Below are 7329 nucleotides of genomic sequence, written 5' to 3' on the forward strand. Positions count from 1 at the left end.
GACGGGGTCCGGGCGCCGCCGGCATAGGGGGGTCGGGACTTTCCCCCTAATCCCCGGCCAGGGCTAACACCAGGGGGCCGGTCCGCGACACACTGGGTGAAGTGCGCCGCCGGGGCCGGGGCACGTGACATCGACGGATTGCCCGCACGACGCGGCACCGTCACCGACCACCGTCTGCAGGTGCGAACAGGAGTGAGCGTCATGGCCATCGGGATCGGTGTGAAGATCGGGACCGCGAACAGCGTGGCGGTAGCCGCCTCGGAACAGTCCTGGGAGGGCGCGGTCTCGGTCGAGACGTCCGCTCTGGTGGATGCCGACGACTTCCTCGGGCGGGTCGGCGACCCGGTCCCGATGCTCGACGACCACGGCCGCACGATCGCGGCCGCCGACCTCTACGCCGACGCGGTCGCGGCGCTGGTCGCCCGGCTCGACCTCGGCACGAACAGCGTCGACTCGACACCGTCCGACGACGTGCACCTGACCGTCGTGCACCCCGACAACTGGTCCGATCAGGCCGTCGACGAGGCCCGGGCGGCACTTGCCGCCCACCCCGATTCGGTGCCGGCGGACGCGATGACGTGGGTGACCGAGTCACGGGCGACCCTGGCTGCAGCCGAACACGCCGAGGGCGCCTTCGGCGACGGCGCGGTCGTCGTCTGCGACCTCGGCGCCGCGGGGCTCACCGTCTCCGTCCTGACCACCGGCTCCGATCCGGCCCCGGTCGGCCGTCCGCTGCATCTGGACACCGTGAGCGGCAACGAGTTCGACCGCCTGCTGCTGGCGCACACCCTGCGGGTGACCGGTGCCGACGCCGAGGTCGACGCGGGTCTGGCCGACCCGGTCCGGAGCGGCGCGATCCTCGACGACGTGAACCGGCTACGTGAGGAGTGTCGCCGGGCCAAGGAATCCCTGTCGGTGGACACCGACACCGTCGTCGACGTGCGGATCGGGCAGGTGAGCACCGAGGCGCGGCTGGTCCGGAACGACATCGAGGACCTGCTGCGCGCACCGGTCATGGAGGCGGTTGCGCTGGTTCGCGAAGCGGTCTCCGCGTCCGCCGTCGGCCACGACTCGTCGGGCGCGCACGCGGCACCCGGGATGAAACCGGCCGGGGTGACCGCGGTCCTGCTGGGAGGCGGCGGTGCGGCGATCCCGCTCGTCACCGAGATGCTGTCCTCGACCCTGCGTCTGCCGGTCGTCGGAGACCCCGATCCCGCGTCCGCCTCGGCAGCCGGCGGCGCGCTGATGGCGGGCACGACGCTTGCCGCGCGCCGGTCGGCGATGGCTCCGGCCCCCGCCACGACCGCGGCCCTCGTCTCGGCCGCGCCCGAGGAGCGGCCGCTCCGCGAGATCGTCCCGGCTCCGAGCACCCCGGTCGCCGAGCCCGCTCCCCGGTTCTCGCGCCGCAAGCGCGGCACCCTGATCACGGTCGGCGCCGCCGCACTGGCGCTCGTCACCGCAACCGGACTCTCCGTCGGCACCGGACTCGTCGGTTCGGTCGGCGAGGCGACGCCCCCACCCGCGGGAGCGGCGACCACCACGGCCACCTCGACGCAGAACCCCGGTGGCGCCCCGGGCACCACCGCGACCGGTGCGCGTCCCGGGACCACCGCAGCACCGGTGACCGGTACGGGAACCCGGGCTCCGGGCACCGCAACCGATGCGCCGCGGCGGACCGCGGCCGGCGCCCCGTCTGCGGGCGCCCCGTCTGCCGGCGCCCCTGCGCCCGGAAGCACCCCCGGCCGCCCGGCTCCGGCCCCGGCGCCTGCACCGGCGCCCGCACCAGCACCAGCACCAGCGCCGGCGCCCGCTCCGGCTCCGGCACCAGCGCCTGCACCGGCGCCGGACTACCCCGAACCGGACACCGGCGGTGGCGGCATCACCCCGGGCGGGGTCCTCGACGGCACCGGCCGGGTGCTGTGCGGCGTCACCGGCGTCGTCGGCATCGACTGCTGAATCCGTTGACTCCCCGGTCACCCCTGGACCGTTCGATGACCCCGACGACACCGGTCTCCACGATCGGTGACCGTCCGGACCCGTCCTCGGCCGCGTCGCGCACCTCGTCGTGGGTGGCGGGCATCGTCGATCGCGCGCACTCGGGCCATCCGCTGTGCGCCGTGGCCGTCGGCACCCCCGGCAGCGGACGCTCGGCACTGCTGAACGCCGTGCACGAACAACTCCGACGACTGGACCTCCCGGTGAGTGTGGGGCTGCCCGTCGCGGACGGCGCGGGTCCCGTGTTCGTGCTGGCCGACGACATGCATCTGTGGCCGGTGGCCATGTTCGAGACCGCGCTGGGCATGCTCGACGCGGGAACGATCGGGCTGATCGCCACGATCGAACCGCGGGAACTGGACCCGAACGTCCGCCGGTTGCGCGACCGCGCCCGACCGTTCGGCGCGGTCCTCGAACTCGAGGCGCTCGGAACCGCCGATGTCCTGACCCGCGCGACCCGCGCCGGGCTGACCCTCGCGCCGACCACGGCATCGCTGATCCGTCGACGCTGTGGCGGTGCGCGAGCTCCCATCGACATTGTGCTGCGGGCGCTCCGGAGCACTTCGAGCAGCGCCTCGCGCGTCCTCGACGAGCCGGGGGCCGACGAAATCGCCGTCGTCGATCGGGTGTCCCGCGAGTGGCACCATCGGCTGCTGCGCGGACTCGATCCGCTCACGCTCGCGGTGCTGGCCCTCGCCTCGGTCCGGGCGCCCCTCGACCCCGACAGCGTCGCCGAAGCGGCGGGCACCGACCGAGCCGCCGCGCTCGAGGCGGTCGACCGGGCTCGCGGGTGCGGCCTGTTACGCGGCGCGGACGTCTTCGTCTCGGCTGCGGCCGGTCCACTGCGTGATGTGCTGGGAGACAAGCAGATCGACGAGCTACGACGCAACTCGGTCGTCGTCGGACTGCGTGCGACCGAGCTCACCCCCGACACCGCGCTGCTCGCGGCCGAGGCCGGTGTCGACGACCCGCGGATCGTCGACGCGCTGCTGGTCGGCGCGGTCGACGCGACCGCGGCGCGGGCGGTGGTCCTCCTGCAGGCCGCCGATCGGGTGGAGCCGGGGCGTGATGACGTCCGGCTCCTGATGGCCCAGCGTGCCCTGGCATCGGGGGATCTCGACGGTGCGGGTGCCGCGGCCGACCGTCGGCTGGAGTCGGCCGTACCCACAGACGAATGGGTCGCGGAGTGGGTGGAGCTCGCCGCCGCAGTCGCGGCGCGGCGCGGACTCGCCTCGCACGCCGCCGACCTCTACCGCTGGACGGGATCCGATCTTTCTGCATCGCAGTCGTTGTCGGCTGCAGTCGCCCTGCTCGCGGTCGGAGACCGCGCGGCGGCCACGGCCATCGGCGCGGCCGATCGTGGCCGCGCGCCGGTGGCGAGTCGGGCCACACGGTCGCTGGTGGTCCGCGGGCTGCTCGCCACCCTCGACGACACGGCCGAGATGAGTACCGGCGACGCGGTCGACGTCGTGGTGCGCGGGATCTCAGCGGGAGCGACGTCGTCCCGAGGCCCGTCTGCGGCCCGAATTCTGCACGCGGCCGCCGCGGTGGCGTTGAACCTCGGCGACACCGTTGCCGCGCAATCGATCCGGACGGTGGCGGCGGAGCCGGCCCGCACCATTCTCGACGCCGAGGCCGCGCTCACCGTCGGCGATCTCGAAGCGGCGGCGCGTCTGCTCCCGACGGCGGAACCGCAGGGGATGTCCGAACGCTTTCGGGTGCAGGCCATCCGGCTCGGGTTGGCCCGGCGCCACGGTGACCTGTCCGCGCTGTCGGCCGCGTGGCAGGACGGCCTGTCGCTCCTCGCCGCCATCGAGGTGGACCTCTACCTGTTGCGTCCGCTCGGCGAGTTCTGGATCGCCGCAGCGCGACTGGGTCAGATTCCCGCGATTGCGCGGTATGTGCACGCAGCCGACCGGTTGCTCGCGGATCTTGGCGACCCCCCGGCGTGGTCGGCGTCGTGGGACTTCGCGGGCGTCCAAGCCGTTGCCATCACGCGCGACCAGTCCGCTGTGGCGCACCGGTTGACTCGTCTCGACCTCGCCGCGGCGCAGAACCGCACGGCCGGGTCGTTGTCGACCGGTGCGCGCACCTGGGTCGCGCTGAACGACGCCGGCGAATCAACGGAACCCGTCACCGCCGCCGTCGAAGCGCTACGGAGCATCGGATTGCACTGGGAGGCAGCGCGCCTCGCGGGTATGGCCGCGTCCCGCGCCGACGATCCCGCGACCGCGGCCGGCCTCCTGGACACCGCTCGCTCGGCCGGCGAAGATCGGCGGCTGACTCCACTGATCGGCGGGCCGCTCACCGATCGCGAGGCCGAGGTCGCCCACGAACTGCTGCAGGGTTTCACCTACCGGGAAATCGGTGAGCGCCTGTACATCTCTGCGAAGACCGTCGAGCATCACGTCGCCCGGATCCGACGCCGGCTCGATGCCGGGTCGCGGTCGGAACTGATGGCTGCCCTCCGCGCGGCTGGGTATCGGTAGGCAGGCTCGCGCCGCCTGTGCTGAAAACCGCCCGACAGCGGCCCGGCGCGAGCGATATGTTGTCTGTCCGTTTCTGTGGGGCGGTCTTCCGGGACGGAATGACTCAGTGCCACGGTCGAATTCGAGAACCGGCAGCAGATGATCACGGCTATGACCGAAGATCGGGGCGAGGCGACCGCCGCCTTCCTGGAGAAACGAGCACCGAGGTACCGACGACGATGACTTCTGACCTGTTCGATGTGAGTGGCAAGACGGTGCTGGTCACCGGCGGCACGTCGGGTATCGGGGCGATGATCGCCCACGGACTGCACGACCGCGGGGCACGGGTCCTCATCACCGGTCGCAATGACGACGCGCTGGCCGAGGCGCGCGCCGCGGGACTGACTGCGTTACAGGCGAATCTGTCGACGCCCGAGGGTGCACGAACCCTCGCGCAGCAGGTGGCGTCGGAGACCGACACCCTCGACGTCCTGGTGAACAACGCCGGCGCGACCTGGGGTGCGCCGCTCGAGGAGTTCCCGGACTCCGCCTGGGACCGGGTGCTGAAGCTCAACGTCCAGACGCCGTTCGTGCTCACGCAGACACTGTTGCCGTTGCTGACCGGTACTGCGACTGCCGAGAACCCGTCGCGGGTCATCATGATCGGCAGCGTCGACGGGATCCGGGTGCCGCGCACCGCGTCGTACTCCTACTCGTCGAGCAAGGCGGCCGTCCATCAGCTGACACGGCATCTCGCGCGGGACCTCGGACCGCGTCATGTCACCGTGAACGCCATCGCGCCAGGTCCTTTCGAGTCCAAGATGATGGCGCCGATCCTGGCCGAGCTGGGCGACGAGGTCGCCGCGGCCTCCCCGCTGGGGCGTATCGGTCGAGCCGACGACATGATCGGGACGGTGGTGTACCTCGCCAGTCGCGCCGGCTGTTACCTCACCGGGACCGTCATTCCGGTCGACGGTGGGATTGCGACGACGCTCTGAGTCCATGAGTCCGATTGACGGAGTACGGCACACAGTCAACGAAATTCGATGCACAGTCAATGGGATTCGGCGCACAGTCACCGGGTGGTGCGGAATAGGCAGATAGCCGGGAGTTCTGGATTCAAAAGCAAACATGCGACATGGTCCACTGATGCACTGTGCGTGCAGGTCAGATTCGCTGTGTAAAGGTGTTCCTCATTCAGAGGCCTTTAATCGCGCTGGTATCTGATTAATCCCTTTGTTAGCTTGCGGGAGATCGATGGACCGAACGACAAAGGAGGAAAGAACCAGTGCGAAGAAATCTCATCCGTGTGACGACGGCTGGCGCGACCCTCGGGGTCGCGGCCCTGATCGCTCCCGCGGTGGCGACCGCAGCCCCCGTATCCGAGGCGAACTGTGCCAAGGTCTCCACTCCGGCCAACCCGGCGGGCTGGGGCAACACGTTCGGTGACGAGCGCGGCCAGGCGGGCAAGGTGACGGCGACCAATGTCGTCGATCAGGACGGGTCTCTCGAGTTCGTGACGACAGAGCAGACACCGCGCCAGGCGTCGTACAAGAGCGCCGGGCAGCTCAAGCTGACGGACGCCATCGCGAAGCCGCTCACGTTCAACAAGTCCGACGGGCAGGCGAACTGGCAACTCCGCGTGACCGGGGCCAACACCGGGCAACCCAATGGATTTGCGACGCTCGTCTGGACCGCGCCGACTGGTGCAGGCAAGGCAGACGCCGGCGGCTCTGATCAGTGGTGGGCCACCCGAGATCTCGGCACCATCAAGAGAGGCACCAACGCCACCCTGGATGATCTGGTGAAGGCGGCCAACAGCGAGGGGCACACCACCGTGGTCGACCACTACGGGGTCTCCAGTCAGCCCAACGAGGGGGCCGGCAAGGTCAATGTCGACAACGTCTCGTTCAACGGGTGCACCACCAACTTCGCCGCATCGGGTGCCGGCGGAGCCTTCGGATCGCTGGAGAACATCTTTCCCTGATCCGTGAGTTCGAAGCTGCAGCAGGCGCTCCGCGGCCGGTGACCGGTCGCGGAGCGCCGCCGTCACGGCGAGAATGTCGCGACGGCGGGCTAGTCGTACAGACCCGCTTCGCCCCGCTGCCGGAGTGCCTCCAACCCGGCCCGGAACTGCTGGAGGTATTCCGGCGAATGTCCCACCCAGTCGGTCATCTCGCCGACGACCCGGACCGGCTGGGCGCTCCGGTAGGAATGGGTGGGGTTGCCGGGGAATTTCTTGTCGGTGACATTCGGATCGTCGTGTACGTCGTCAGATGGTTCCACGATGTAGACCCGGGGGCGCCCGTCACCCACCGCCATCTCGGCCGCGAGCACCGCGCCGTCGAGCACCTTGGTCATGTAGACGTAGTTCGAGATGTGCTCGCGGCGGTAGTTCGAGCGGTGGCCGGGGGTCAGGAAGTCGCCGACCCGAAGGTCGGCTCGGGTGCCGTGGAAGTAGGCCCCGGACTCGTGCTTTCGAAATCGTTCCGGGGTGTCCGCCATGTCGGGATGGTCTGCACTCTCGGGCATCGATCGCATCCTGTGTCTCGGTCGTCGAGAGATTGTGCACGGCCACCGGGGCCTTGCCGCAAGCCCCCGTCGTCGACATATGGTGGAAGTGGCGGGGTTCGGGGGCGGGCGACCCGCCCCCGAACCCATCTCGGTCCTCCCTCCTCCTCACCACAGGTTCGCTGTCCTCACCACTGGTCGAAGCCGACGTTGACCTGTGGGTATCCGGTGTCGATGTGGTTTGAGGTTCCCCTGAAAAAGTGGACACGGTTAGCTTGTTTGCTGACTTGTGTGTGATCTGATTTCGAAGTCGATAGGTGAGACCATCCCTAGCGAGCTATGCCTTCTGTCATGG

General features: G+C 70.1%; 5 protein-coding genes. 4 read left to right on the forward strand and 1 reads right to left on the reverse strand.

The window, feature by feature from the left end; all coding sequences use genetic code 11:
* Window positions 1–201: 201 nt before the first annotated feature.
* The 4 genes from FFS52_RS23205 (at window position 202) to FFS52_RS23225 (ending at window position 6450) form a co-directional block, all read left to right on the forward strand.
* A complete protein-coding gene (locus tag FFS52_RS23205; protein ID WP_137811054.1) occupies window positions 202–1956 on the forward strand; it encodes an Hsp70 family protein in 1755 nt (584 codons plus the stop codon).
* Between the two features lie 35 nt (window positions 1957–1991).
* Window positions 1992–4484, forward strand: a complete 2493-nt coding sequence (locus tag FFS52_RS23210; protein WP_137811055.1) for a helix-turn-helix transcriptional regulator — start codon at window positions 1992–1994, stop codon at window positions 4482–4484.
* 218 nt (window positions 4485–4702) lie between these two features.
* Window positions 4703–5461: an SDR family oxidoreductase gene (locus FFS52_RS23220; protein ID WP_137811056.1), complete on the forward strand. Its 759-nt coding sequence runs from the start codon at window positions 4703–4705 to the stop codon at window positions 5459–5461.
* A gap of 311 nt (window positions 5462–5772) precedes the next feature.
* On the forward strand, window positions 5773–6450 hold the full coding sequence (locus FFS52_RS23225) for a hypothetical protein (RefSeq protein WP_137811057.1): 678 nt from the start codon (window positions 5773–5775) through the stop codon (window positions 6448–6450).
* Between the two features lie 89 nt (window positions 6451–6539).
* Here the strand turns inward: FFS52_RS23225 and arr are convergent, their stop codons facing one another.
* On the reverse strand, window positions 6540–6968 hold the full coding sequence (arr, locus tag FFS52_RS23230) for an NAD(+)--rifampin ADP-ribosyltransferase (protein ID WP_137811058.1): 429 nt from the start codon (window positions 6966–6968) through the stop codon (window positions 6540–6542).
* Window positions 6969–7329 lie beyond the last annotated feature (361 nt).

It is taken from the genome of Gordonia sp. ALPHA1B1, assembly GCF_005502615.1.
Taxonomy (GTDB): Bacteria; Actinomycetota; Actinomycetes; order Mycobacteriales; family Mycobacteriaceae; genus Gordonia; species Gordonia hongkongensis.